Source organism: Rhodoferax sp. GW822-FHT02A01 (assembly GCF_038784515.1).
Classification (GTDB): domain Bacteria; phylum Pseudomonadota; class Gammaproteobacteria; order Burkholderiales; family Burkholderiaceae_C; genus Allorhodoferax.
On sequence record NZ_CP152376.1, the window covers coordinates 535,520 to 560,655 of the forward strand.

The following is a 25,136-nucleotide window of genomic DNA, read 5'->3' on the forward strand; positions in this document are numbered from 1 at the left end:
AGGCTCAAGTCTGTGAGCTATTTACAACGGCCAATGATAACGACACTTGCGCACCTACGACTTTGCCGTCCACAACACGATTGCTGATGTCCACACGCGAGCCGTGTTCATCGGCTATTTTCTTGACCACCGCAAGCCCCAGTCCGGTGCCTTTGACCTTGGTGGTGACGTAAGGTTCAAAGGCCCGCTTGAGGATGGCTTCAGCGAAACCGGTTCCCTGGTCGAGTACGCTCAGGCGCACGCGTCCTTTGGTCTCCTGCCATACGGTGCGCACCACGATGTGCCCATCCGAGCCCTGCTCCAGATTTTGCGACTCGGTCGCATCCTGGGCGTTTTGCAGCAAGTTGTGAATGACTTGGCGCAACTGATGTGCGTCACCCCGAACCTTGGGACACTTGGCATCCAACTCCAGCAAGACCTGCACGCGCGGAGACTCGGCGTCGTACAGATGCAGCACGTCCTGCACCAAGGCATTCAGGTCCACCGGCTTGAGTTCCGCCGCCGGAAGGCGCGCATAGTCACGGAACTCATTGACCAAGCGCTTCATGGCATCGACCTGGTCCACGATGGTCTTGACGGATTTGTTGAGGACTTGCTGTTCGGCGGGTTCGAGCTTGCCCGACAGCTTGAGCTCCAGACGTTCGGCCGACAACTGGATGGGGGTCAGCGGATTCTTGATCTCGTGCGCAAGTCGCCGTGCCACTTCACCCCAGGCCTGGGCGCGCTGCGCCGACACGATCTCGGAAATATCGTCAAACACCAGCAGGCGCGTATCGCCCGGCAATTCGGCACCACGTGCCACGATGGTCAAGGCGCGGTCAAACGGGGCATGCATGGGTGCACTGCTGACACCCAATTCGAAAGTTTGCTGCCAATGATCCGGCTCGCGTTCCTGCTTGGCCAGCAGAAATTCCGTGAACTGGATTTGCACGGACTGGCCGAAATCCTCCAGGCCAGGAATGCTGGACAGCACCTGACCTTGATGTGCGGCCAGAGGGACCTTCAGTATGCGGGTAGCTCCCGGATTGGCTGAGAGCAAAGCGCCCTGCCGGTCCAGCACGATGACGCCGGCAGTCAGATTGTCCAGGATGGTCTGCAGGTTGGCACGCGCAGCGTCCACTTCCGCCATGCTGTGCTCCACAGCGGCCCGGGCATCGGCCAATTGGGCGGTCATGGTGGCGAACGCGCGCGTCAATCCGCCCAGCTCGTCCTTGCCCTGCATGGCCAGCTTGGGGCGCAGATCTCCGGCTGCAACCTGGCTGACGCCTTCGGCCAACAGCAGCAGAGGCCGCGCCAACTGATTGCCCAGCACCACGGCCAGCAGCACTGCGCCGAACACCGCCAGAAACAGGCTGAGCGTCAACGTGCCGATGTACATGCGCTTGAGGCCCACGCGTGCCAATGCGCGCTCTTGGTACTCCCGGTTCGCGGTGTCCACGGCCAGTGCATTGGCCACAAGATTGCGTGGCAACGCCTTGGACACCAGCAGGAAATGGGGCTCGGGGCTCAGACCCAGACCCGACAGCGCCAGAGGCACCAGCACGCGGATGCGCGACGCCGCGAGCGAGTCGGGCGTTGCCTCTTCCAGGCCATCGATCCAAGCCGCGGCACGCTCAGATTTGGCAAGGCGGAACTGCGCACTCGTGGGCTTGTCTGGGTTGAGCTGAATACGTGTCTGGCCGCCTGTGGCAACCAATCTGCCGCCGGATGTCCAGATGGCGATTTCGGACGCTCCCAGTTGATCGACGAGCTTTTCCAACTGCAATCCGGCGCCAGCCTCGGACACGTCATTGAGCTGTGGCGCAGCCGCGCGGACCTTGGCACTGAACTCGCTGGACAGGGTATCCAACGTCACCCGCCCCAGGCTCAGGCCTGCGTCAAGCGCGCCTTCAACCTTGACGTCAAACCAGGTCTCGATGGAACGCGACACGAACTGGTAGGACACTACGTAGATCAACAGGCCGGGTGCGAAGCCGACCAATGCGAAGATCGCCGCGAGCTTGACCAGAAGGCGACTACCGAAGCGTCCTTGCCGCAAACGCATGAACAGGCGGTAGGCCACCCACACAATGGCCACCAGCAGCACGGAAGCCACCGCCACATTGACGGAAAACAGCAGCGCGTAGTTGCGCTCGTACAAATCGCGGTTATTGGTCGCCTGCATCAGCATGTACAGCAGCACGGCGCCTATGAGCACCATGCATGCTGCTGCCACCGTCACGGTGCGTCGCACGGCGCGCGACGTGTGGCGCACTGTAGGCGCGGTCTGCAAGGATTCGGTCATTTGCCGGTCTCGGTGGAGAACGGTGTCAGTACGCCAACGGAGATGTCCCAATCTGACTGGCCGATGGCGCCAATCTGGAACGGACGGGGCAATTGCCCCAGGTCGAGCTTGAAGCGGAAATCAAGCTTGTACTTGGCGGATGCGTCCAGGTCGGACACGTCGGCAATCTTCCATTTAGCGATACGCTTGATGGCCACCAAGGCTTGGGCCAGGGTATCGAAGTTCTGACTGAGCGCCAGCCCGGCACCGGTGCTGGCGATGGCGCCCGGACTGACGTTCAGACGCCAGCGGCGGGTGAGCGGCTGGTAGGCCAGGCGCATATGGCGCTCTGCAAACGTCACACGACGGTCATACCAGTACCAGCGTTCACGAAGCACTTCAGCGCTGACCACAAACACCATCGGTATACCTTTGACCAAAGCATCTTCTACCGCCGAGGGCATCTCGAACTGCACCTGGGCCGACAGCAGCCACTCTTCATCTGCACGTTCCAGCCGCAACTGGGTGATTTCGGTCGTGACTTGCGCATGCGCCAGGGCCACGAACATCAGCAGCCACGCCAGCAACAGCCGCAGGCTGCAATCAAACAGCCTGTTTTTGCAGGAGTGCGTAGAAAAATCCGTCATGGTCACCGTTGTGATTGTCCGTGACTGCATCGGCTTTCATGGGGTTTGCCGGGATTAAATGCCCCGGTGACGGCAGCAGTGCAGCATCGGTGTTGTGTGCAAGAAACGTTTGCACTTGCCCGGCCCCCTCGGCGAGGAACACCGAGCACGTGCAATACAGCAGGCGGCCGCCGGGCGCCAGCAGGGACCAGAGCGTCTGCAGCAACTTCTTTTGCAGGGCTGCGAGCTGGGCAATGTCGCTCTCACGGCGCAGCCAGCGCACGTCGGGATGACGGCGAACAATGCCGGAGGCGGTACAGGGTGCATCCAGCAGGATGGCATCAAACTGGCGCCCATCCCACCAGCTCTGTGGTTGACCGGCATCTGCCGCCTTGACCGTGGCCTGCAATCCCAGTCGCTCCAGGTTCTCGGCAATGCGTTTGCAGCGCCTGGCATCCACGTCCAGAGCAACTACTTCTCCGACACCGCACTCCAGCAAGTGGCCGGTCTTGCCACCGGGCGCAGCGCACGCGTCCAGTACGCGCTTGGAGTCCAGTCCTTCCAATCCGGCCAGCAACAGCGGTGCTGCCATCTGGGCGGCGGCATCCTGCACGGATACCGCTCCCTCCGCAAAGCCGGGCAGTTGATGCACCGGCACCGCGCGCTCCAGCTCAATGCCACTGAGTCCCACCGCGTGCGCTGCAATGCCCGCTTCGGCCAGACGCTCCAGGTAGGCCGGAACCGAGGTCTTGCGCCCATTCACCCGCAAAGCCATGGGCGCTTGCCGATTGGCAGCCAGCAAAATGGCTTCCCAGTGGTCGGGATGGTCTTTTTGCAGACGCCGTATCCACCACAGCGGATGGTTCCAGCGCGCCTGCAGATCCGTGTCGGTGGAGGCAACCAGTGCCTCCCGCTCGCGCAGGAAGCGGCGCAGACAGGCATTGATGAACGCGGCCTGGGCCCGTGTTTGCGTATGCTGCTTGGCCGCTTCCACGCACTGGTTCACCAGAGTGAAAGCGTCATAAGGTGAATCTTCCTCACGCCACAGCAGGGCCAGTGCCAGGCACAGCAAAGCATCGACTGCGGGTGGAGGCGCCTTGCGCGCTAGTTGCCTGCGCAATGCCTCGGCACGGCCGGCATTGCGCCAGGCCTGAAAGGCGAGCGCCTGCACGCCAGGGCGCAACTCGGGCGCCACCGCTTCTACCGCGGCACTCCCGGACGCACCGGATCGCACGGCCTGTACCACTTGCGCAGTGGCCAGCAGTTGCCGCCACAGCGGAATCTGTTCTGTTGTCTGTTGCATTGATTTGCTAAAGGTTTCCCGCTGGCTTGAACCCCATCATGTCCACCACCATGCTGGCAGGGAACTGATGCAATGCCTCGTTGTAGCGGTCCACAATCTGGTTGAATCCGCCACGTGCGGTGCGTACTTTCAAGGCAGCCTCCTGCCAGAGCTTCTGCATCGCGTCGGACAAGGGAGGTTGCTCCAGGTTTTCGGCTTGTTCGCTAATGCGCGCCCACTCTCGCTCTATGGCATCCACAATCTGACCCAGGCCCTGGAGCTGAGCTGCAGCAAGGGGCGCGCCGCGCGCCGCCTTGCAATGGGCATCGATGGACTGTACATATCGCGCCAAGTCAGCCCAAACCAGCGGTATGAAGCTTCCCTCTTCGTTGGGGAACTGGGCATCCACCAGGCTGATGTAAACCCGCAGGTTCTTTTCCACGGAGCCGAGTGCATCCAGACCTCTTGCGCGCAAGCGCATCAAGCGGTTGTACAGCCCCACGCACCAGAACACGGTGGTGGCAGCCAACAACCAGGTCAGGACGGACGCGCTCATGCAAACAGCATACTGGATAACACTGCGGCCAATAAAAACGCCCCAAGGCCCGGGGCGGGCTTGGGGCGTTTCATGGAAGGCCGCTGGTAGCGATTACTCGCCAGCCACACCTTCGTCAGCAGCGGCATCGGCCGACTCGCCAGCACCCGCCAGTTCGGCGGCTTCGGCTTCGGCAATGGCACGGCGCTCGGCGTCGTCCATCTTCTCGCGAACCTTGCGGGCTTCGTGATAGGCCAGACCGGTTCCGGCAGGAATTAGACGACCGACGATCACGTTTTCCTTCAGGCCGCGCAGCTCGTCGCGTTTGCCCATGATGGCGGCTTCGGTCAGCACGCGGGTGGTTTCCTGGAAGGAAGCCGCACTGATGAAGCTGTCGGTGGACAAGGATGCCTTGGTGATACCCAGCAACAAGTTGGTGAAGGTGGCGGGCACCTTGCCTTCGGCGCGCAGGGCGTCGTTGGTGTTGAGCATCTCGGAACGCTCAACCTGTTCACCATTGATGTAGTTGGAGTCACCAGCGGCTTCCACCACCACACGGCGCAGCATCTGACGAACAATCACTTCGATGTGCTTGTCGTTGATCTTCACGCCTTGCAAGCGGTAGACGTCCTGGACTTCGTCCACGATGTAGCGGGCCAGTTCTTCGGAACCCAAGAGGCGCAGGATGTCCTGCGGATCGGCCGGGCCGTCCACCACGGACTCGCCCTTGTTGACCACCTGGCCTTCGTGCACCAGGATGTTCTTTTCCTTGGGCACCAGCTCTTCCCAGACCTTGCCGTCTGGATCGGTAATCTGCAAGCGGACCTTGCCCTTGGTTTCCTTGCCGAAGGAGACCGTACCCGTGACTTCGGCGAGCACGCCCTTGTCTTTGGGGGAACGGGCTTCGAACAGCTCGGCCACGCGGGGCAGACCACCGGTAATGTCGCGGGTCTTCTGGCCTTCGATTGGGATACGGGCCAGCACTTCGCCGGGGCCCACGTCCTGACCGTCACGCACCTGCACCAGCGCGCCCACCGGGAAGCCGATGGTCACGGAGTGGTCGGTACCGGGGATCTTGACTTCGTGGCCAGATGCGTCGATCAGCTTGACCTGCGGACGCACCACCTTGGCGGCACCACGACGCTTGGGATCGATAACCACCAGGGTCGACAGACCGGTGACTTCGTCGACCTGCTTGGCAACCGTCAGGCCTTCTTCCACATTCTCGAAATGCGCCTTGCCGGCGAATTCGGTAATGATGGGTCGGGTCAGCGGATCCCAGTTGGCCAAAATGGCGCCAGCCTTGATGGTCTGGTCTGCCTTGATGGTCAGCACAGCGCCATACGGCACCTTGTGGCGCTCACGCTCACGGCCGTGTTCGTCCTGGATGACGATCTCGCCGGAACGGGAAATCACCACCAGTTCGCCCTTGCTGTTGGTCACATAGCGCATGGTGGCGTTAAAGCCGATCACGCCGTTGGACTTGGCTTCCACGCTGGAGGCGATGGCAGCACGGGATGCCGCACCACCGATGTGGAAGGTACGCATGGTCAGCTGGGTACCGGGTTCGCCGATGGACTGGGCAGCGATCACACCGACGGCTTCGCCGCCATTGATCAGGCCGCCACGGCCCAAGTCGCGTCCGTAGCACTTGGCGCAGATACCAAAGCGGGTTTCGCAAGTCAGTGCGGTACGCACCTTGACTTCGTCCACACCTGCGGCTTCAAGCTCTTCGATCTTGTCTTCGTCGAGCATTTCGCCCGCTTCGGCCAGCACGGCACGGGTTTCGGGGTGCAGCACTTCATCCGCTGTGGTGCGTCCGAGGATTCGGTCGCGCAGGGATTCAATGGTTTCACCGCCTTCGACGATGGCGCGCATCAGGTAACCGGCGTGCGTTCCGCAGTCCTGTTCGGTCACAACCAGATCCTGCGTCACGTCCACCAGACGACGGGTCAGGTAACCCGAGTTGGCAGTCTTCAGCGCGGTGTCGGCCAGACCCTTACGGGCACCGTGGGTGGAGATGAAGTACTCCAACACGTTCAGACCTTCGCGGAAGTTCGCGGTAATAGGCGTCTCGATGATGGAGCCGTCAGGCTTGGCCATCAGACCCCGCATACCGGCCACCTGACGGATCTGCGCAGCAGAACCGCGGGCACCGGAGTCGGCCATCATGTAGATGGAGTTGAACGACTCTTGCGAGACTTGCTTGCCATGGCGATCGGTCACGGTCTCCTTGGAGAGCTTGGCCATCATCACCTTGGACACTTCGTCACCCGACTTGCCCCAGATGTCCACCACCTTGTTGTAGCGCTCGCCAGCCGTCACCAGACCGGAGACGTATTGCTGCTCGATCTCTTTGACTTCCTTCTGGGCGCGCTCGATGATGCTTTGCTTTTCTGGCGGCACCAGCATGTCGTCGATGCAGATGGAGATACCGGCGCGCGTGGCCAGACGGAAACCGCTTTGCAACAGCTTGTCGGCGAACACCACGGTTTCCTTCAGACCGCACTTGCGGAAGGACACGTTGATCAGCTTGGAGATTTCCTTCTTCTTCAGTGCCTTGTTCAGGTTGGAGAAGGGCAGTCCCTTGGGCAAAATTTCGGACAGCAGGGCACGGCCCGCGGTGGTTTCCCACAGCTTGGTCGAAGGCACCAACTCGCCGGTTTCCTTGTCCTTGGTGTACTCGGTCAGACGCACATTGATGCGGGCGTTGAGTTCCACTTCACCCGCGTCAAACGCACGCTGCACTTCACCGGTGTCGGAGAAGATCAGGCCTTCGCCCTTGCCGTTGATTTTTTCGCGGGTCGTGTAGTACAGACCCAGCACCACGTCCTGAGAAGGAACGATGGAAGGCTCGCCGTTAGCGGGGAACAGGATGTTGTTGGAGGCCAGCATCAGGGTGCGGGCTTCCATCTGTGCTTCCACCGACAGGGGCACGTGAACAGCCATCTGGTCACCGTCGAAGTCGGCGTTGAAGGCCGCGCAAACGAGGGGGTGCAGCTGGATGGCCTTGCCTTCGATCAGGATGGGTTCAAAGGCCTGGATACCCAGACGGTGCAGCGTAGGCGCACGGTTGAGCATCACGGGGTGTTCCTTGATGACCTCTTCCAAGATGTCCCACACCACCGGTGTACCGGCTTCGACTTCTTTCTTGGCCGCCTTGATGGTGGTGGCAATGCCCATAGCTTCCAGGCGCGCGAAGATGAAGGGCTTGAACAGTTCCAAGGCCATCAGCTTGGGCAGACCGCACTGGTGCAGCTTGAGGGTTGGGCCCACGGTAATCACGGAACGACCGGAATAGTCCACGCGCTTGCCCAGCAAGTTCTGACGGAAACGACCGGATTTACCCTTGATCATGTCAGCCAGGGACTTGAGTGCGCGCTTGTTGGCGCCAGTCATGGCCTTGCCGCGGCGGCCGTTGTCCAGCAAGCTGTCCACTGCTTCCTGCAACATGCGCTTTTCGTTGCGCGCAATGATTTCCGGTGCCTTGAGTTCCAGCAGACGGCGCAGACGGCTGTTACGGTTGATCACGCGGCGGTACAGGTCGTTCAGGTCGGAGGTCGCAAAACGGCCGCCGTCCAGCGGCACCAACGGACGCAGGTCCGGTGGCAGCACGGGCAGCACGTCCAGCACCATCCACTCGGGCTTGATGCCGGACTTCTTGAAGGCTTCCAGCACCTTCAGGCGCTTGGCGTTCTTCTTGATCTTGAGCTCGGAGCCGGTCAGGTCGTTGCGCAGCTTTTCGATTTCGCGTTCGATATCGATGTTCTGCAGCAGGTCCTTGATGCCTTCGGCGCCCATCTTGGCCTGGAATTCATCGCCGTATTCCTTGAACTTGGCGTCGAAATCGTCTTCGGACATGATGCTGAATTTCTTCAGCGGAGTCATGCCGGGGTCGGTCACCACATAAGCTTCAAAGTACAGCACGCGTTCGATGTCACGCAGTGTCATGTCCAGCACCAGACCCAGACGGGACGGCAGCGACTTGAGGAACCAGATGTGGGCGCAGGGCGCAGCCAGGTCGATGTGACCCATACGCTCACGACGCACCTTGGTCTGTGTCACTTCAACGCCGCATTTCTCGCAGATCACGCCGCGGTGCTTCAGGCGCTTGTACTTGCCGCACAGGCATTCGTAGTCCTTTATGGGCCCGAAGATCTTGGCGCAGAACAGGCCGTCACGCTCAGGCTTGAAGGTACGGTAGTTGATGGTCTCGGGCTTCTTCACTTCGCCGAAGGACCAGGAACGGATCTTTTCGGGCGAGGCCATGCCAATCCGGATGGCATCGAAATGCTCGTCCGGGGTGAACTGCTTGAACAGGTCGAGTAATGATTTCATGTGCTCTTTCCCTTGTCTTTAAGAACGTTCGAGTTCGATGTCCAGGCCCAAGGAACGGATTTCCTTGACCAGCACATTGAACGATTCCGGCATGCCGGCTTCGATGGAGTGTTCGCCCTTGACGATGTTTTCGTACACCTTGGTACGACCTTGCACGTCATCGGACTTGACGGTGAGCATTTCCTGCAGGACGTAGGAAGCGCCATACGCTTCCAGCGCCCACACTTCCATTTCACCGAAACGCTGTCCACCGAACTGGGCTTTACCGCCCAGAGGTTGTTGCGTAACCAGGCTATAGGGGCCTGTGGAGCGAGCGTGCATCTTGTCATCAACCAAGTGGTGCAGCTTGAGGTAGTGCATATAGCCCACGGTGGTGGTGCGTTCGAAGGCATCGCCGGAGCGGCCGTCGTACAACTGTGCCTGCGTACGTGTGGCGGTCAGGCCCTTGGCCTTGGCCACGTCATCCGGATAGGCCAGTTGCAGCATGTCACCGATTTCCTTCTCGGTGGCGCCATCGAACACGGGCGAGGCGAACGGCACACCGCTGGTGAGCTCTTGCGCCATCTGCTTGACTTCGTCGTCAGACAGTTGTGCCAGGTCTTCCTTACGGCCGGTGCTGTTGTATACCTTTTCCAGGAAACCACGGATTTCGCTGGCCGCGGCTTCGCGTTGCAGCATGTCACCGATGCGCTGGCCCAGGCCCTTGCCGGCCCAACCCAGATGCACTTCCAGCACCTGACCGATGTTCATACGCGAAGGCACGCCCAACGGGTTCAGCACGATGTCCACGGGGGTACCGTCGGCCAGGTAAGGCATGTCTTCCACTGGAGTGATCTTGGAAACCACACCCTTGTTACCGTGGCGGCCGGCCATCTTGTCACCAGGCTGCAGGCGACGCTTGACGGCAATGTAGACCTTGACCATCTTGAGCACACCAGCGGGCAACTCGTCGCCTTGGGTGAGCTTCTTGCGCTTTTCTTCAAAAGCCAGGTCAAAGCTGTGGCGCTGTTGCTCGATGGAGTTCTTGATGGACTCCAGTTGCGATGCCACTTCTTCGTCGGCGGGACGGATGTCGAACCAGTGGAACTTCTCGACGGAAGCCAGATAGGCCTTGTCGATCTTGGTTCCCTTGGCCAGCTTGTTGGGGCCACCGTTGGCAGTCTTGCCATCGAGCAGCTTGGCAATACGGTCAAACGCGTCGGCTTCCACAATGCGCAACTGGTCGTTCAGGTCCAGACGGAAACGCTTGAGTTCGTCGTCAATGATCTGCTGGGCGCGCTTGTCGCGTTGGATGCCTTCACGGGTGAAGACCTGCACGTCGATCACGGTACCTTGCGAGCCCTGATCCACACGCAGCGAGGTGTCCTTCACGTCGGAAGCCTTCTCGCCGAAGATGGCGCGCAGCAGCTTCTCTTCCGGAGTCAGCGTGGTCTCGCCCTTGGGCGTGACCTTGCCTACCAGCGTGTCGCCGGGCATGACTTCGGCACCCACGTAGATGATGCCGGACTCATCCAGACGGTTGAGCTGTTGCTCGGACAGGTTGGGAATGTCGCGAGTGATTTCTTCCGCACCCAACTTGGTGTCGCGTGCCATCACCACGAGTTCTTCGATGTGAATCGAGGTGTAGCGGTCATCGGCCACCACGCGCTCGGAGATCAGGATCGAGTCTTCAAAGTTGTAGCCGTTCCAGGGCATGAAGGCGATCAGCATGTTCTGACCGATGGCGATTTCGCCCAGGTCGGTCGATGCACCGTCGGCAATCACGTCACCCTTTTCCAGCTTGTCACCACGCTTGACGATGGGACGCTGATGGATATTGGTGTTCTGGTTGGAACGCTGGTACTTGATCAGGTTGTAGATGTCCACACCGACTTCACCGGCTTGTGCTTCGCTGTCATTGACGCGCACCACGATACGGGTCGCGTCGACGTAGTCGACCACACCGCCACGGGAAGCGGTCACCACCGTGCCGGAGTCCACCGCCGCCACGCGCTCGATACCGGTGCCCACCATGGGTTTCTCGGGACGCAGTACGGGCACAGCCTGACGTGACATGTTGGCGCCCATCAAAGCACGGTTCGCATCATCGTGTTCCAGGAACGGAACCAGGGAGGCAGCCACCGAAACGATCTGCGCAGGCGACACGTCCATGTACTGGATGCGCTCCGCACCGCAGAGGATGGATTCACCCTTTTCACGGGCAGACACCAGGTCACCAGTGAGCTTGCCATCCTTGTCCAGCGTCGCATTGGCCTGGGCAATCACGTACTTGCCTTCTTCAATGGCGGACAGGTAATCGATCTCGTTGGTAACCTTGCTGTCCACCACGCGACGGTACGGGGTTTCAATGAAACCGTATTCGTTCAGGCGGGCATACAGAGCCAGGGAGTTGATCAGACCGATGTTCGGGCCTTCAGGCGTTTCAATCGGGCACACACGACCGTAGTGGGTCACGTGCACGTCGCGCACTTCGAAGCCGGCACGTTCGCGGGTCAGACCGCCCGGGCCAAGGGCCGACACGCGGCGCTTGTGGGTGATTTCGGCCAGCGGGTTGGTCTGGTCCATGAACTGCGACAGCTGCGACGCACCGAAGAACTCCTTGAGCGCTGCGGAAATCGGCTTGCTGTTGATCAAGTCGTGGGGCATCAGCGGCTCTTGCTCGGCCTGCCCCAGACGTTCCTTGACGGCTTTTTCGATACGTGCCAGACCGGTGCGGTACTGGTTCTCGGCCAGTTCGCCCACGCAACGCACGCGGCGGTTGCCCAGGTGATCGATGTCATCGACTTCGCCACGGCCATTGCGCAAATCCACCAGGATCTTGACCACGGCCAGGATGTCTTCGTTGGTCAGCACCATGGGGCCCGTCGGGTCATTGCTGCCCATCTTGGCGTTGAACTTCATACGGCCCACGCGCGACAGGTCGTAAGTGTCGGGGTTGTAGAACAGGCGCTGGAACAGGGCCTGCACAGCGTCTTCCGTAGGCGGCTCGCCAGGGCGCATCATGCGGTAGATGGCCACGCGCGCAGCGAACTCGTCCGCGGTGTCATCGGTGCGCAGGGTTTGCGAAATGTAGGCGCCTTGGTCCAGCTCGTTGGTGTAGATGCAGGCCAGGTCCTGGATGCCGGCTGTGCGCAGCTTCTTGAGCAGCGCTTCGGTGATTTCCTCGTTGGCCTTGGCCACGATTTCGCCGGTGTCGGGATCAATCACGTTGCGGGCGACCACGCGGCCAATCAGGAAGTCTTCGGGCACGCTGATGTGCGTGGTACCGGATTGCTCCAGATCGCGTGTGTGGCGTGCGGTGACGCGCTTGTCCTTGGCCACGATGACCTTGCCGCTCTTGTCGGTGATGTCAAAACGGGCGACTTCGCCGCGCAGACGCTCAGCCACAAATTCCATTTGTGCGCCACTGTCCATCAGGCGGAAGTTGTCATTGACGAAGAAGTTGGCCAGGATGGATTCGTTGTTGAGGCCGATGGCGCGCAACAGAATCGTGACCGGCATCTTGCGGCGGCGGTCCACACGGAAGTACAGCAGGTCTTTGGGATCGAATTCAAAGTCCAACCAGGAGCCGCGGTAAGGAATGATGCGCGCAGAGAACAGCAACTTGCCTGAGCTGTGTGTCTTGCCCTTGTCGTGTTCGAAGAACACGCCAGGAGAGCGGTGCAACTGAGACACGATCACGCGCTCGGTGCCGTTGATGATGAAGGAGCCCTTGGTCGTCATCAGGGGCACTTCGCCCATGTAGACCTCCTGCTCTTTCACTTCCTTGACCACCTTGTTTTGCGAAGTGGAGGACTCACGGTCATAGATGATCAGCTGAACCTTGGCGCGCACAGCCGATGCGAAGGTCAGACCCCGGGTCTGGCATTCACGCACATCAAACGCAGGCTTGGCCAAGTTGTATTCCAGATACTTCATCTCCACAAAACCGTTGTGCGAGACGATGGGGAATGCAGCCTCAAATGCCGCTTGCAAACCTTCATTGGTCCGCTTTTTGGGCGCTACATCGGCCTGCAGGAACGCGGTATAGGCGTCCTTTTGCATTTGCAGCAGGTAGGGAATTTCAAGCACGCTGTCGCGGCTGCCGAAATTTTTGCGGATTCGCTTGCGTTCAGTGTATGTATAAGCCATTCGATCTCCGGGCAAAGACTAGGGGAACCCTGCGGTTCCCAGGCGACTGTCGCGTTGAGCATCACTCTCAACAGGCTTGGTGATTGGCCACTACCAATCATTGGCGGACGGCCGCGCGTTGCACACGGCCCGTACCAAGGCATCTTCTGCAGTCGGGTCAGAAGACACTCAAAAACACACTTTTCGTGGTGTTTTTGGGTGTGCTCTGTAAGCACCAAAGGCTGGAGGCCCTTGCGAGCACTCCAGCCTCTGTAGGGGAGAAGAATTACTTCAATTCCACCTTGGCGCCGGCTTCTTCCAGCTTCTTCTTGGCAGCTTCAGCGTCAGCCTTGGCAATGCCTTCCTTCACGGCCTTGGGAGCGCCGTCAACCAGGTCCTTGGCTTCTTTCAGACCCAGACCGGTGATTTCGCGCACAGCCTTGATGACCGACACCTTGTTGGCGCCAGCTTCAACCAGCACCACGTTGAATTCGGTCTTTTCTTCAGCAGCAGCAGCGCCAGCGCCACCACCAGCAGCAGCGGGAGCAGCCATAGCAGCTGCGCTCACGCCAAATTTCTCTTCGATGGCTTTCACCAGGTCGTTGAGTTCCATGACCGTCATGCTGTCCAGCGCGGTCAAAAATGCGTCTTTATCGAATGCCATTTTGATTTCCTAACAAGTTTGGTTTACTAAGGGTTGCGCCACTCAGGCGGCAACTGCCTCTGCGGGGGCTGCTTCTGCTGCACCACCGCCCTTTTGTTCCGCCAGAGCCGACAGCACGCGGGCCGTACGGGAAATGGGGGATTGCATCAAGCCCAGCAACTGCGCCAACAGCACTTCCTTGGAAGGGATGCTTGCCAGTTGTTTAACGCCGTTCACGTCCAGGACTTTTCCGCCATACGCACCAGCACGGATCACCAACTTGTCGTTGGTTTTCGCGAACTCGGCAACCACCTTGGCGGCTGCGACTGCGTCTACAGAAAAGCCATAGATCAGAGGACCGGTCATCTGGTCGGACACGACTTCAAAGCTGCTTCCGGCAACAGCACGGCGGGCCAGGGTGTTTTTCAACACACTCAGGCTCACACCAGCGCTGCGCGCGTTGTTGCGCAGTTTGGTCATGTCAGCGACCGTGATGCCGCGGTATTCCGCGATCACAAGCGTTTGAGCTTTAGCGGCGAGGCCGGTCACATCACTGATGACCGCTTCTTTCTCACTGCGATTCAGACTCAAGGTCTACTCCTTAAAAATGCGCTTTGCGACTATTGCCGCGCCACGCTCCACATTGCAGCGACCAACTGTTAACAGAAATTTCCATTCCATCTGCAGCGGGATCGCCATCTGCGTTGGAAATTAAGTGCAGTTGCCTGCACACCAACGGTCTTGGATGACCTGCCAGCGCTTTGCAACACCGACAGCCCACCACATCAGGCGGCTGTTGCCAGCCGCCCAAATTCTGCGATTACGCCGAGATGGTCTGGAGGTCCACACGAACCCCCACGCCCATGGTCGACGAAACAGCAACCTTCTTCAAATACACACCCTTGCTCGAAGCGGGCTTGGCCTTGTTCAGTGCATCCACCAGAGCAGCCAAGTTGGCTTGCAGCTTGTCGGATTCGAATGAACGACGTCCGATGGTGCTGTGCACGATACCGGCCTTGTCAACGCGGAACTGAACTTGACCAGCCTTGGCGTTCTTCACAGCCGTGGCAACGTCGGGAGTCACAGTACCCACCTTGGGGTTAGGCATCAGGCCACGTGGTCCCAGGATCTGACCCAGGGTACCCACGATACGCATAGCGTCCGGAGCAGCGATCACCACGTCGAAAGGCATGTCGCCAGCCTTGACCATGGCAGCCAGATCGTCCATGCCGACGATGTCGGCGCCAGCAGCCTTGGCTTCTTCAGCCTTGGCGCCTTGGGCGAACACAGCCACGCGCTTGGTCTTGCCAGTGCCGTTGGGCAGAACCACGGCGCCACGCACCACTTGGTCCGACTTCTTGGCATCGATGCCGAGCTGCACTGCCACGTCGATGGACTCATCGAACTTGGCGTTGGCAAATTCCTTGACCAAACCGAGGGCATCGCCCAGGGGGTACAGCTTGGTGCTGTCGATCTTGCCGACTTGGGTCTTTTGTTTCTTGGTGAGCTTGGACATTTACACGCCCTCCACATTCACGCCCATGGAGCGGGCAGAACCAGCGATGGTACGAACGGCAGCTTCCAGATCGGCAGCATTCATGTCCTTCATCTTGGTCTTGGCGATTTCTTCGAGCTGGGCGCGGGTGATCTTGCCAACCTTGTCCAGATGCGGACGGGCAGATCCCTTGTCCAGCTTGATGGCCTTCTTGATCAGCACCGTTGCGGGCGGCGTCTTGATCACGAAAGTGAAACTCTTGTCTGCAAAAGCAGTGATCACCACAGGCAGCGGCAGGCCGGGCTCAACACCTTGGGTCTGCGCATTGAATGCCTTGCAGAATTCCATGATGTTCAGTCCGCGCTGACCCAGCGCCGGGCCGATCGGGGGGGAAGGATTGGCTTTACCAGCTGGCACTTGCAGCTTGATGAAACCAATGATTTTCTTTGCCATGATTTCTCCTTACGGGTAGTAGCGCTTGGGTGACAACCTTTTTGTCACCGCAGCTCCCCGGGGTTAGCGACTCTTCTCTAAAAGCCTGCACCGAGTCGGATAGTGCAAACAGTGCGGGTACTTGCGCACCCTGGATTTGAAATACGTCTCAGGTCTTTTGCAGAAAGACTTATGTCTTTTCGATCTGAGAAAACTCCAGCTCCACCGGAGTGGAACGGCCGAAGATGGTGACCGACACGCGCACCTTGCTCTTTTCGTAATTGACGTCTTCCACAGATCCGTTGAAGTCGGTGAACGGACCTTCCTTGACGCGCACATATTCACCCACCACGAATTCAATCTTGTGGCGCGGCTTGTCGGTGCCTTCCTGCATCTGGTTGACGATCTTCATCACCTCGGCTTCAGAGATGGGAGCGGGGCGATTCTTCGCACCACCCACAAAACCGGTCACCTTGTTGGTGTGCTTGACCAAATGCCAGGTGTCGTCGTCCATGACCATTTCGACCAAGACGTAGCCAGGAAAGAACTTGCGCTCAGTCGTACGCTTCTGACCATTCTTGACTTCGACCACTTCTTCCATGGGCACCAGAATGCGACCAAACTTGTTCTGCATACCGGCGCGGTTGATGCGCTCGATGATGTTGCGCTCCACCGCCTTCTCCATTCCGGAATAGGCATGCACAACGTACCAGCGCAGATCCGGATTGACCGGAGCGGCAGCAGGCGTCTCAACAGCAGGAGTAGCCACGGTGTCGTCAGTCATTATTTCTTCCATCCCAGAATCAGGTCGTAAAAGAGCCACTCCAGCGACTTGTCGGTCAGCCAGAGGAACAGCGCCATGATCAAAACAAAGCCAAACACATAGGCGGTAATCTGAATCGCCTCTTTGCGGGCAGGCCAAACGACCTTCTTGACTTCACGCCAGGCGTCGCGACCGAAGGCCGCCAACTGGCGCCCAGGCTCAGCCATGAAAAACACGACAACCGCTGCCGCAATGCAAACCAAAAAGACAGCCCACTGCACCAACTGGCCTTGCTTGCCCAGCAAATAAAATCCGGCCAGCGCAGCCACCACCAAAGCAACGGCAGCGCCGAGCTTGGCTTTGTCTGCCCCTGTATTGATGGTTTCAACTTGTGTAGTGGCCATAGTTCTCTAAATTCGCAAGCTTCTTGTTAGTATCAAATTCAGCACCCAGAAGACGCTGAAGCCCGCTACGCAGTAGCGGGCTCTTTTGCCACATCTCAACTAGGTGGCAGGGGCAGTAGGAATCGAACCTACAACCTTCGGTTTTGGAGACCGACGCTCTGCCAATTGAGCTATACCCCTTTAACTATTCCTTACGCGATGATCTTTGCCACCACGCCAGCGCCCACGGTACGGCCGCCTTCGCGGATAGCGAAACGCAGGCCTTCTTCCATGGCGATGGGGTTGATCAGCTTCACCGTGATGGACACGTTGTCACCAGGCATCACCATTTCCTTGCCTTCGGGCAACTCGATCGCACCGGTCACGTCCGTTGTACGGAAGTAGAACTGGGGACGGTAGTTGTTGAAGAAAGGCGTGTGACGGCCACCTTCGTCCTTGGACAGAACATAGATCTCACCCGTGAAGTGCAGGTGCGGCTTGATCGAGCCGGGCTTGCACAGCACTTGGCCGCGCTCCACTTCTTCGCGCTTGGTGCCGCGCAGCAGAATACCCACGTTGTCGCCCGCTTGACCTTGGTCCAGCAGCTTGCGGAACATTTCCACACCGGTGCAGGTGGTCTTCAAGGTGGGCTTGATACCTACGATTTCGATTTCTTCGCCGACCTTGATGATGCCGCGCTCAACGCGACCGGTCACCACAGTACCGCGGCCGGAGATGGAGAACACGTCTTCCACGGGCATCAGGAATGCGCCGTCCACAGCGCGCTCGGGCGTGGGGATGTAGGAGTCCAGTGCGTCAGCCAGCTTCATGATGGCGCCTTCGCCCAGTTCACCCTTGTCGCCTTCCATGGCGAGCTTGGCAGAGCCGTGGATGATGGGGGTTGCGTCGCCGGGGAATTCGTACTTGTCCAGCAGCTCGCGCACTTCCATTTCAACGAGTTCGAGCAGCTCGGCGTCGTCCACCATGTCGCACTTGTTCAGGAACACGATGATGTAGGGAACACCCACCTGACGGGCCAGCAGGATGTGCTCGCGGGTCTGGGGCATGGGGCCGTCGGCTGCGGACACCACCAGAATGGCACCGTCCATCTGGGCAGCACCGGTGATCATGTTCTTCACATAGTCGGCGTGTCCGGGGCAGTCCACGTGGGCGTAGTGGCGATTGGCCGTTTCGTATTCCACGTGGGCGGTGTTGATGGTAATGCCGCGTGCTTTTTCTTCGGGAGCAGCGTCGATCTGGTCGTACGCCTTGGCCAGGCCGCCAAACTTCTGCGCCAGAACCGTGGTGATGGCCGCTGTCAGTGTGGTCTTGCCGTGGTCAACGTGACCAATCGTGCCCACGTTCACGTGGGGCTTGGTACGCGTGAATTTTTCTTTTGCCATTATCAGACTCCGAGAAGTTACGAGATAAAACCATCAATACAAAACTGGTGCCCATTGCGGGAATCGGACCCGCGACCTCTCCCTTACCAAGGGAGTGCTCTACCACTGAGCCAAATGGGCTAAAAATCTTTCACCACAGCAAACGATCAGATGTGGAGCGGGGTAGGAGAATCGAACTCCTCGCTTTAGCTTGGAAGGCTAAGGTATTACCACTATACGAACCCCGCACGATTCCGGGCACGCGCTCGAACAACTGACTATCACTGGTGGAGAGGGCTGGATTCGAACCAGCGTACTCGTAAGAGGGCAGATTTACAGTCTGCTGCCATTAACCACTCGGCCACCTCTCCATGGGTGAGCCGCTGATTATGCCACGAAATTATTTCCGTGCATCCCTCCAGGCCCGCGCCTTTGAAAAATGTTCGCACCCAATGAAGGGAACCGGTGGACGCATGGCCGACAGCGGCGAGGGGTGATTGGCGCAAAGCACCAGATGGCGATTGGCGTCAATCAAGGGCCGCTTTCCCTGGGCGTGGGCGCCCCAGAGCATGAAAACTGCGGGTTGGGCATGCTGCGAAACATGGCGGATGACCGCATCGGTCAGCTGTTCCCACCCCCGGTTGGCATGGCTTGCAGGTTGGCCCTCCTCCACGGTCAGGCAGGTATTGAGCAGCAAGACGCCTTTTTGCGCCCAGCGCACAAGACTGCCTCCCGGCTGCGGAAAAGTTGGCGGAGGCGTTCCCAGATCGCGCTGCAATTCCTTGAAGATATTGCGCAGCGAAGGGGGAAAGGGAACACCCGGCGCCACGGAAAACGCCAAGCCCTCCGCCTGGCCACGCCCGTGGTACGGGTCCTGCCCCAGGATCACTACCCGAACCTCCTCCGGCGGGGTCAGTCGCAACGCGCGCAATGGTTGCGGCGGAAAAATGCTAGCCCCTGCCTGCAGTCTTTCTTGCAGAAACAGCAACAACGCCTGCCCAGTGGCGGATTGAAAGAAATCCTGAACCAGAGGCTGCCAGCCCTCTGCAACCGGCCAGGCGGCCGGATCTGCCGCCGTCAATTGGTCTGCAACCGGCTCCGTGGTCACCTGCATGGCTGAAATTATCCGAACAGCTTGGCCAGCGCTTCACCGGGCTCGGGCGCCCGCATGAAGGCCTCGCCCACCAAAAAGGCATTGACCCCAGCCGCCCCCATGCGCAGCACGTCTTCACGCGTGTGGATGCCGCTTTCGGTCACCAGAATGCGCTCTGGAGGCACCAGCGCGCGCAAAGACAGCGTGGTTTCCAGCGAAACCTCAAAGGTCTTCAGGTTGCGGTTGTTGATACCGAGCAGGGGCGTGCGCAGTTTGAGCGCCCGCTCCAGCTCGGGCTGGTCATGCACTTCCACCAGAACCGCCATGTCCAGCCCCAGAGCGATAGCCTCCAGGTCTTTCATCTGCGCATCATCCAGGCTGGCGGCAATCAGCAGAATGGCATCCGCCCCCATGGCTCGGGATTCGTAGATCTGATAGGGGTCCACCATGAAGTCCTTGCGCAGTACCGGCAACTGGCAGGACGCACGCGCCTGCTTCAGGTAATCCACGCTCCCCTGGAAGAACTGCACGTCAGTCAGCACGGACAGGCAGGCTGCGCCATGCTCGGCATAGCTCTGCGCGATGTCGGCAGGAATGAAGTCCTCGCGCAGAACGCCTTTGGATGGGCTGGCCTTCTTGACCTCGGCAATCACGGCAGGTTTGCCCGCAGCCACCTTGGCGCGGATGGCACCCACGAAGTCACGCGTCAACACGCGCGATTCGGCGTCGGCGCGCACCACTTCCAAGGATTTACGCTTGCGCGCTGCCGCCACTTCCTGGTGCTTCACCGCGACGATTTTGTCCAGAATATTGCTCATGGTTTCCTCACCCCGCCAAGCGGGCCGACAGGGAGGCCAGGACCTCCAGTTTGGCCTTGGCCGCCCCGGATTCAATGGCCGCATAGGCGCGTTGGATGCCATCCTGCATGGTGCCGGCGACATTGGCCGCGTACAAGGCCACCCCCGCATTGAGCGCCACGATGTCTTTGGCTGCGCCGGGCTGGTTATCCAGCACGCCCAGCAACATAGCCCGTGAAGCCTCGGGGTTTTCCACCTTCAAGGCACGGTTGCTGGCCATGATCATGCCGAAGTCTTCCGGATGGATTTCGTACTCCCGGATTTCACCGTCTTTGAGCTCGCCCACCAGCGTGGAGGCGCCCAGGCTGACTTCGTCCATGCCATCACGGCCGTAGACCACCACCGCGTGTTCCGCGCCCAGACGCTGCAGGGCACGCACCTGAATACCCACCAGGTCCGGATGGAAAACGCCCATCAGGATGTTCGGAGCGCCGGCCGGATTGGTCAGCGGGCCCAGCAGGTTGAAGATGGTCTTGATACCCATCTCGCGGCGCACTGGCGCCACATTCTTCATGGCGGGATGGTGGTTGGGTGCAAACATGAAACCGACACCCGTCTCCGCCAGGCATTGGGCAATCTGCGCCGGCGTGAGGTTGATGTTGACGCCCAGCGCCTCCATCACATCGGCGCTGCCGCTCTTGCTGCTGACACCGCGTCCGCCATGCTTGCTGACCTTGGCACCCGCCGCAGCCGCCACGAACATGGCGCAGGTTGAAATATTGAAGGTGTGCGATCCGTCGCCCCCGGTGCCCACGATGTCCACCAGAGACGACTTATCGGCAATCTCCACCTTGGTGGAAAACTCCCGCATGATCTGTGCGGCAGCGGTGATCTCGCCAATGGTTTCCTTCTTGACGCGCAGGCCTGCTGTAATGGCGGCAATCATCACCGGCGAAACCTCGCCAGACATGATCTGGCGCATCAGGTGCAGCATCTCGTCGTGAAATATCTCGCGGTGCTCGATGGTGCGTTGCAAGGCTTCTTGCGGGGTGATCTGGCCTTTTGGCTGAGGCATGTAAGTCTCCTTAGGATGCAGGATTGTCTGTGAAAGCGAGCTTCAGCCCGAATGCGATGAACAGGGTGCCGGCCACGCGGTCCAGCCAGTGCATGCCGCGCTGTACCACGCTGGCGTGGCGCGCGAGCCAGGCCGCAGCCAACGCCCAGCCGATATTGACCGGAATGGCGTTGACATTGAACAGCACGCCCAAGGCCAGGAATGCCAGGGTGGCATGCTCGGTACCCGGTGCGATGAATTGCGGCACGAATGCCAAAAAGAAGATCGCCACCTTGGGGTTGAGGGCATTGGTCCAGAAGCCGCCGGTGAACACGCGCCAGAGGTCCGTTGCGACGGGCTGGTCGGAGCCCTCTGCCTCGACCGCCAACGGCTTGCTCTCTGCACGGGAAAACAACAGCTTGATTCCCACATAAAACAGGTAGCCCGCGCCCAGCCACTTCAGCACAGTGAAAGCTGTGGCAGAGGCCGCCAGCAGGGCGCTCACGCCCAGCGCCGCCGCGAAGATGTGCACAAAGCAGCCCGCCGTGATGCCCAAACCCGCCACGACTCCGGCACGCGCGCCGCTGCGCAAAGCCTGGGACACGATGTAGAGCACATCAGGCCCTGGCGTCAGATTCAGCAGCCACCCTGCGGCAACAAACAACAGCAACTGGTGGGTAGGCACCGTATTTACGCCTTGAAGAATTGCCGCACGGTAGCCACGGCACGGTCAACACCCGCAGCGTCCACGTCCAGGTGGGTGACAAACCGCAAGCGATATAGGCCCGTGGCCAACACGCCCTGGGTCTTCAGATAGTCCAGAAGGGCCGCAGACTGTTCACGTGCCGGGCCCACCAGATCAACGAACACGATGTTGGTCTGTGGCGCTTCCACTTGCAGGCCCTCGATCCCGATGAGCCCGTCTGCCAGACGCTTGGCCAATTGGTGGTCTTGCGCCAGCCGCAGTACGTGGTGGTCCAGTGCATGGGTTGCTGCAGCCGCCAGCACGCCGGCCTGGCGCATGCCGCCACCCGCCATCTTGCGGATACGGTGCGCGCGGCCAATGAACTCCTTGCTGCCGCACAGAGCCGAGCCCACGGGCGCACCCAGCCCCTTGCTGAAGCACACGGAAACGCTGTCAAAACAACCGGCGATGGCGCGTGCCTCCTGGTACGGATCAGTGCCCGTCAAGGCGGCCTGGGCAGTCGCGGCATTGAACAGGCGCGCGCCATCCAGATGGCGGCTCAGGCCCTTGCGCTTTGCCAGCTCGGTTGCCGCCTGCACGTAGGCAAACGGCAGCAGCTTGCCGCCCCAGGTGTTTTCCAGCGTCAGCAGGCGACTGCGGGCGAAATGCGCGTCATCGGGTTTGATTGCGGCCTCGATATCAGACAGGGAAAGTGTGCCATCCGGCTGGTGGCTCAGCGGCTGCGGCTGCACGCTGCCCAGCACGGCAGCGCCCCCTCCTTCCCAGCGGTAGGTATGCGCCAGCTGGCCGACGATGTACTCGTCGCCGCGCTGGCAGTGGCTCAGAATGCCGCACAGATTGCTTTGCGTACCGGTAGGCATGAATAGCGCAGCTTCGAACCCGAGCATTGCCGCGACCTTGTCCTGCAAGGCGTTGATGCTGGGGTCATCGCCAAAGACGTCGTCCCCCAACGGGGCCGCCGCCATGGCTGCCCGCATGGCGGCCGTGGGTTGGGTCACCGTGTCGCTGCGCAAATCCACTGTAGAAACCATGGGAATTACCTTAAAAAGTTTTGCAGCATGGCATGCCCATGCTCCGTCAGGATGCTTTCCGGGTGGAATTGCACGCCTTCCATGCGCACCTCAAACGGCAAGCCGGTGTGGCGAACCCCCATGATCTCACCATCGTCCGTCCATGCGGTGACGGCCAGCTCCTTGGGACAGCTGGATCGCTCGATGGCCAGGGAGTGATAGCGGTTCACCGTGAACTGCCTGGGCAATCCGGCAAACACGCCCTCTTGCGTGGTGGTGATGACCGAGGTCTTGCCATGCATGAGTTCCTGCGCCCGGATGATCTTGCCGCCCAGCGCCGCGCCAATGCTCTGGTGCCCCAGGCAGACGCCCAGAATCGGCAGCTTGCCCATGAAATGGCGTATGGCTGGCACAGAAATTCCGGCTTCGTTGGGAGAGCAAGGGCCGGGTGAAACAACCAGACGGTCGGGCTTGCGCGCAGCAATTTCTTCCAAAGTGATTTCGTCGTTGCGATACACCTCGACGTCCGCCCCCAGCTCGCCAAAGTACTGGACGATGTTGTAGGTAAAGCTGTCGTAGTTGTCGACCATGAGAAGCTTGATTTTGTTTGTCATGGTGATTACTCCAATCCTTCCTCGACCAGCTCGCTGGCACGCAACAAGGCGCGCGCCTTGGCTTCGGTTTCTTTCCATTCCAGCTCGGGCACGCTGTCGGCGACCACACCGGCTGCCGCCTGCACGTACAGGGTCTGGTTCTTGATGATGCCGGTGCGAATGGCAATGGCCACATCCATGTCACCGGCGTAGCTCAGATAGCCGCAAGCGCCGCCATAGATGCCGCGCTTGATGGGCTCCAGCTGATCGATCAGCTCCATGGCATGCACCTTGGGCGCGCCGGTTAGCGTGCCGGCCGGGAAGGTGGCTCGGAGCACGTCCATGCTGGTCATGCCGTCATTGAGGGTGCCTTCCACATTGCTCACGATGTGCATCACGTGGCTGTAACGCTCCACGCAGAAGGCATCGGTCACCTTCACGCTGCCGATCTTGGCAATGCGGCCGATGTCGTTACGCGCCAGGTCGATCAGCATCACATGCTCGGCACGTTCCTTGGGGTCACCCACCAGCTCCACTTCGGCGGCCTTGTCCAGTTCTGCAGTGGCGCCGCGCGGGCGGGTGCCGGCCAGGGGGCGGATAGTGACTTTTTGCTCGGTCACACCGTCCGTCACCACCTGCTCCTGGCGCACCAGGATTTCAGGCGACGCCCCCACCACGTGGAAGTCACCGCCCTGCCCGTCTGCACCGCTGAAGTTGTAGTAGTACATGTAGGGGCTGGGGTTGAGCGAGCGCAGAGCGCGGTAGAGGCTCAAGGGGGACTCGGTGTAGCGTTTCTTGATACGCTGGCCCACCTGCACCTGCATGAAGTCGCCTCCGGCGATCAGCTCCTTGGCGCGCTCGACCGCGGCAATGTAGTCGGCCTTGGCGAAGTCGCGTACCGCCTCATGCGTCTGGGTAGGCCTGACCTCCGGCGCAATCACGGCCTGGGCCAGTTGCGCACGCAGTTCGGCCAGTCGGGCTTGTCCCCTGGCAAAGGCGCCGGGCTGTGTCGGGTCCACATAGACGATAAGATGCAACTTGCCCGAGAGGTTGTCGATCACCGCCAGCTCTTCGGTTTGCAGCAGCAGGATGTCGGGGCAGTTCAGCTCATCCGGTGGGCAGCTGTTTTCCAGCTTCTTTTCGATATAGCGCACGGCGTCGTAGCCAAAGTAACCGGCCAGACCGCCGCAGAAGCGCGGCAGGCCCGGCTGCAGAGCCACCTTGAATCGGCTCTGGTATTCGGCGATGAAGTCCAGCGGGTTGGCGCCGGAGGTCTCCACCACCACGCCATCGGTCACGACTTCGGTGCGGGCATGTTGGCCAAAGCCACTGGCGCGCAACAGGGTGCGCGCTGGCAAGCCTATGAAGCTGTAGCGGCCAAAGCGCTCCCCGCCCACCACGGACTCCAGCAGAAAGCTGTAGGGCGCGGGCTCGGCACTGCCTGGAGTGCGCGCCAGCTTGAGGTAGAGGGAAAGCGGGGTTTCAAGGTCCGCAAAGGCTTGCGCCATCAGCGGTATGCGGTTGTAGCCCTGGTCGCGCAAGGCCTGGAATTGGGTTTCGGTCATCACGTTGGTTGTGCCTATTGGAAGGATTGCATTCGGTTTCCCCACAGGTGCGGGGTTCGGGGATGC

The 25,136-nt window shown here is 60.1% G+C and carries 20 protein-coding genes and 4 tRNA genes; all 24 read right to left on the minus strand.

Annotation, left to right across the window (positions count from 1 at the left end):
- Positions 1 to 4: 4 nt before the first annotated feature.
- Positions 5 to 2,284 (minus strand): ATP-binding protein, encoded by a 2,280-nt coding sequence (locus tag AAGF34_RS02465; RefSeq protein ID WP_342619051.1) that lies wholly within the window; start codon positions 2,282 to 2,284, stop codon positions 5 to 7.
- Positions 2,281 to 2,910, minus strand: a complete 630-nt coding sequence (locus AAGF34_RS02470; RefSeq protein WP_342619052.1) for a DUF4390 domain-containing protein — start codon at positions 2,908 to 2,910, stop codon at positions 2,281 to 2,283. The genes AAGF34_RS02465 and AAGF34_RS02470 overlap by 4 nt, the downstream gene beginning before the upstream one ends.
- Positions 2,867 to 4,192: a 16S rRNA (cytosine(967)-C(5))-methyltransferase RsmB gene (gene rsmB / locus AAGF34_RS02475; protein WP_342619053.1), complete on the minus strand. Its 1,326-nt coding sequence runs from the start codon at positions 4,190 to 4,192 to the stop codon at positions 2,867 to 2,869. Before rsmB ends, AAGF34_RS02470 begins: the two co-directional genes overlap by 44 nt.
- A gap of 7 nt (positions 4,193 to 4,199) precedes the next feature.
- On the minus strand, positions 4,200 to 4,727 hold the full coding sequence (locus AAGF34_RS02480; RefSeq protein WP_342619054.1) for a LemA family protein: 528 nt from the start codon (positions 4,725 to 4,727) through the stop codon (positions 4,200 to 4,202).
- Between the two features lie 93 nt (positions 4,728 to 4,820).
- Entirely contained in the window at positions 4,821 to 9,044 is a 4,224-nt protein-coding gene (rpoC, locus tag AAGF34_RS02485) for a DNA-directed RNA polymerase subunit beta' (protein WP_342619055.1), read from the minus strand.
- An 18-nt stretch (positions 9,045 to 9,062) separates the two neighbouring features.
- Complete coding sequence (rpoB, locus tag AAGF34_RS02490) at positions 9,063 to 13,175, minus strand: DNA-directed RNA polymerase subunit beta (protein ID WP_342619056.1); 4,113 nt, start codon at positions 13,173 to 13,175, stop codon at positions 9,063 to 9,065.
- Positions 13,176 to 13,440: 265 nt separating this feature from the next.
- Positions 13,441 to 13,818 (minus strand): 50S ribosomal protein L7/L12, encoded by a 378-nt coding sequence (rplL, locus tag AAGF34_RS02495; protein ID WP_342619057.1) that lies wholly within the window; start codon positions 13,816 to 13,818, stop codon positions 13,441 to 13,443.
- A 42-nt stretch (positions 13,819 to 13,860) separates the two neighbouring features.
- A complete protein-coding gene (rplJ, locus tag AAGF34_RS02500) occupies positions 13,861 to 14,388 on the minus strand; it encodes a 50S ribosomal protein L10 (RefSeq protein WP_342619058.1) in 528 nt (175 codons plus the stop codon).
- Between the two features lie 229 nt (positions 14,389 to 14,617).
- Positions 14,618 to 15,313, minus strand: coding sequence for a 50S ribosomal protein L1 (gene rplA / locus AAGF34_RS02505; RefSeq protein ID WP_342619059.1), 696 nt, complete (start codon positions 15,311 to 15,313; stop codon positions 14,618 to 14,620).
- Positions 15,314 to 15,745, minus strand: coding sequence for a 50S ribosomal protein L11 (rplK, locus tag AAGF34_RS02510; RefSeq protein WP_342619060.1), 432 nt, complete (start codon positions 15,743 to 15,745; stop codon positions 15,314 to 15,316).
- A 169-nt stretch (positions 15,746 to 15,914) separates the two neighbouring features.
- On the minus strand, positions 15,915 to 16,508 hold the full coding sequence (nusG, locus tag AAGF34_RS02515) for a transcription termination/antitermination protein NusG (protein WP_342619061.1): 594 nt from the start codon (positions 16,506 to 16,508) through the stop codon (positions 15,915 to 15,917).
- Entirely contained in the window at positions 16,508 to 16,891 is a 384-nt protein-coding gene (gene secE, locus AAGF34_RS02520; RefSeq protein WP_342619062.1) for a preprotein translocase subunit SecE, read from the minus strand. The genes nusG and secE overlap by 1 nt, the downstream gene beginning before the upstream one ends.
- A gap of 104 nt (positions 16,892 to 16,995) precedes the next feature.
- Positions 16,996 to 17,071, minus strand: a tRNA-Trp gene (locus AAGF34_RS02525).
- Between the two features lie 11 nt (positions 17,072 to 17,082).
- The gene (tuf, locus tag AAGF34_RS02530) at positions 17,083 to 18,273 is read right to left on the minus strand and encodes an elongation factor Tu (protein ID WP_342619063.1); all 1,191 of its coding nucleotides are present in this window, start codon (positions 18,271 to 18,273) and stop codon (positions 17,083 to 17,085) included.
- A gap of 45 nt (positions 18,274 to 18,318) precedes the next feature.
- A tRNA-Thr gene (locus tag AAGF34_RS02535) sits at positions 18,319 to 18,393 on the minus strand.
- A gap of 33 nt (positions 18,394 to 18,426) precedes the next feature.
- Positions 18,427 to 18,500: transfer RNA gene (locus AAGF34_RS02540), tRNA-Gly, on the minus strand.
- A 37-nt stretch (positions 18,501 to 18,537) separates the two neighbouring features.
- Positions 18,538 to 18,623 (minus strand) — tRNA-Tyr (locus AAGF34_RS02545).
- 29 nt (positions 18,624 to 18,652) lie between these two features.
- Entirely contained in the window at positions 18,653 to 19,366 is a 714-nt protein-coding gene (locus tag AAGF34_RS02550; protein ID WP_342619064.1) for a uracil-DNA glycosylase, read from the minus strand.
- Between the two features lie 8 nt (positions 19,367 to 19,374).
- On the minus strand, positions 19,375 to 20,163 hold the full coding sequence (gene trpC, locus AAGF34_RS02555; protein ID WP_342619065.1) for an indole-3-glycerol phosphate synthase TrpC: 789 nt from the start codon (positions 20,161 to 20,163) through the stop codon (positions 19,375 to 19,377).
- Between the two features lie 7 nt (positions 20,164 to 20,170).
- Positions 20,171 to 21,217, minus strand: a complete 1,047-nt coding sequence (gene trpD, locus AAGF34_RS02560) for an anthranilate phosphoribosyltransferase (protein WP_342619066.1) — start codon at positions 21,215 to 21,217, stop codon at positions 20,171 to 20,173.
- A 10-nt stretch (positions 21,218 to 21,227) separates the two neighbouring features.
- A complete protein-coding gene (locus tag AAGF34_RS02565; RefSeq protein ID WP_342619067.1) occupies positions 21,228 to 21,881 on the minus strand; it encodes a LysE family translocator in 654 nt (217 codons plus the stop codon).
- Between the two features lie 5 nt (positions 21,882 to 21,886).
- Positions 21,887 to 22,933 carry a low-specificity L-threonine aldolase gene (gene ltaE / locus AAGF34_RS02570; RefSeq protein WP_342619068.1) on the minus strand — a complete coding sequence of 349 codons (1,047 nt, stop codon included), beginning with the start codon at positions 22,931 to 22,933 and terminating at the stop codon, positions 21,887 to 21,889.
- Positions 22,934 to 22,938: 5 nt separating this feature from the next.
- A complete protein-coding gene (locus AAGF34_RS02575; RefSeq protein ID WP_342619070.1) occupies positions 22,939 to 23,526 on the minus strand; it encodes an aminodeoxychorismate/anthranilate synthase component II in 588 nt (195 codons plus the stop codon).
- 5 nt (positions 23,527 to 23,531) lie between these two features.
- On the minus strand, positions 23,532 to 25,073 hold the full coding sequence (locus tag AAGF34_RS02580) for a chorismate-binding protein (RefSeq protein ID WP_342619071.1): 1,542 nt from the start codon (positions 25,071 to 25,073) through the stop codon (positions 23,532 to 23,534).
- Positions 25,074 to 25,136: the final 63 nt, after the last annotated feature.

Coding starts and splice junctions, on each gene's coding strand:
- AAGF34_RS02465 (WP_342619051.1), bottom strand. CDS start 2,284: ATGACCGAATCCTTGCAGACCGCGCCTACAGTGCGCCACACGTCGCGC.
- AAGF34_RS02470 (WP_342619052.1), bottom strand. CDS start 2,910: ATGACGGATTTTTCTACGCACTCCTGCAAAAACAGGCTGTTTGATTGC.
- rsmB (WP_342619053.1), bottom strand. CDS start 4,192: ATGCAACAGACAACAGAACAGATTCCGCTGTGGCGGCAACTGCTGGCC.
- AAGF34_RS02480 (WP_342619054.1), bottom strand. CDS start 4,727: ATGAGCGCGTCCGTCCTGACCTGGTTGTTGGCTGCCACCACCGTGTTC.
- rpoC (WP_342619055.1), bottom strand. CDS start 9,044: ATGAAATCATTACTCGACCTGTTCAAGCAGTTCACCCCGGACGAGCAT.
- rpoB (WP_342619056.1), bottom strand. CDS start 13,175: ATGGCTTATACATACACTGAACGCAAGCGAATCCGCAAAAATTTCGGC.
- rplL (WP_342619057.1), bottom strand. CDS start 13,818: ATGGCATTCGATAAAGACGCATTTTTGACCGCGCTGGACAGCATGACG.
- rplA (WP_342619059.1), bottom strand. CDS start 15,313: ATGTCCAAGCTCACCAAGAAACAAAAGACCCAAGTCGGCAAGATCGAC.
- rplK (WP_342619060.1), bottom strand. CDS start 15,745: ATGGCAAAGAAAATCATTGGTTTCATCAAGCTGCAAGTGCCAGCTGGT.
- nusG (WP_342619061.1), bottom strand. CDS start 16,508: ATGACTGACGACACCGTGGCTACTCCTGCTGTTGAGACGCCTGCTGCC.
- secE (WP_342619062.1), bottom strand. CDS start 16,891: ATGGCCACTACACAAGTTGAAACCATCAATACAGGGGCAGACAAAGCC.
- tuf (WP_342619063.1), bottom strand. CDS start 18,273: ATGGCAAAAGAAAAATTCACGCGTACCAAGCCCCACGTGAACGTGGGC.
- AAGF34_RS02550 (WP_342619064.1), bottom strand. CDS start 19,366: ATGCAGGTGACCACGGAGCCGGTTGCAGACCAATTGACGGCGGCAGAT.
- trpC (WP_342619065.1), bottom strand. CDS start 20,163: ATGAGCAATATTCTGGACAAAATCGTCGCGGTGAAGCACCAGGAAGTG.
- trpD (WP_342619066.1), bottom strand. CDS start 21,217: ATGCCTCAGCCAAAAGGCCAGATCACCCCGCAAGAAGCCTTGCAACGC.
- ltaE (WP_342619068.1), bottom strand. CDS start 22,933: ATGGTTTCTACAGTGGATTTGCGCAGCGACACGGTGACCCAACCCACG.
- AAGF34_RS02575 (WP_342619070.1), bottom strand. CDS start 23,526: ATGACAAACAAAATCAAGCTTCTCATGGTCGACAACTACGACAGCTTT.